The sequence below is a fragment of the Oleiphilus sp. HI0123 genome, from assembly GCF_001635315.1.
In genome coordinates, this window is sequence record NZ_LWGE01001758.1 from 1 (window position 1) to 1,354 (window position 1,354).

Sequence of the window (1,354 nt, forward strand, 5' to 3'; positions counted from 1 at the left end):
CGCTTAATGGGCTACCATGCAAGCTAATATCGGCAGCGTTTTCATATTCACGCAGCATTAACCAACGCGCATTCGGCGGCGCACCTTCTTTTTCAACTTTTCCGTAGAACATCCAAAGCGCGTGCAAACCTTCGGCTCTGTCACACAATGCACCAATAACAGGAAACCATTGCTCCCCTTCTTCTCGAGATAAACCGCAATCTGATTTTTCATCAACAACTTTGTTCATTTCGTTTCGAATATCGTCAAGCAAACGACATAAACTCGCAAACAAAACTTTTAGTTCTTGCGCTGCATCTAAAAGCGCTTCGGGTATAACTCCCTGTGGGAAGCGAAATCGTTTGACACTATTATTGTCTTCTTCATCCCATTGAATTTCCTGAGCAAGGTAATCATAAGTACGTGTAATCCAGTCATGTAGCTGAGTAGATACCAAGGAAATATCCTCAATATTTTTGTGAAGAAAATTACCCTGCGATAAATAAGGTGAAAGCTCCACCATTGCTTTGCTAAGCACCTTGAGCCAGTTATCGGTACTTTTAAGACCGCCTTGAACCGTAAAATGATTGAGTGCCTTATCTGCCAAATGGTGCCCTTCATCCAGTACCAAAATAGACTGCTCGGGTGCTGGCAATATAACGCCACCACCCAAAGCCAGATCTGATAACAAAAGATCATGATTAACCACGACAATGTCAGCATTGTCCCAGGTCTTTCTGCTTTCATAATAAGGGCAAGAATTAAAATAGCTGCAACGGCGCTTGCTGCACTGCTGATTATCAGTCGATAGACTGCGCCAAACTTCAGGTTCGATCACGCTTTCCCAGGTATCTTTGTCGCCATCCCAAGCTCCTGAAGCGTATTTAGATAGATACACCTCTAGCTCAGATTTATCGGTAGAAACGCTATCTTCCTGGGTTAGAAATAGCGGTAACGCAGTAGTATCGCTATTGGCATTATCAAGCTGTTGATCCAGCTTGCTCAGACAAAGGTAACGACCCCGACCTTTTGCCAGGGCATAGTTGAAATCAAGGCCGGAGTATTTCGCTAGCTCAGGTAGGTCCTTGCTCATGACCTGATCTTGCAAAGCGGTTGTAGCGGTAGAAACGATAACTTTTCTACCTTGCGCTAAAGCAAGAGGGAGCACTGAAATGCTGTAAGCAAGCGTTTTTCCAGTGCCGGTTCCTGCCTCGACAACACATACTGCTGGGTCGGACTTTCGTGCACCCTGATCATCTTCTTTAATGCTGCCTAAATATTTTGCTATCTCGGCAATCATTACTCTTTGCCCATATCGCGGGCGGAATCCTTCCCTAGAAGTAAACTTGCGATAAGTGGACTGTATGAGTTGTTT

General features: G+C 44.7%; 1 protein-coding gene. It reads right to left on the reverse strand.

Annotated elements, in window-relative coordinates:
- Nucleotides 1–1,279: DEAD/DEAH box helicase (locus A3761_RS23745; RefSeq protein ID WP_197473217.1), on the reverse strand; the 1,279-nt coding region annotated here is incomplete at its 3' end.
- Nucleotides 1,280–1,354 lie beyond the last annotated feature (75 nt).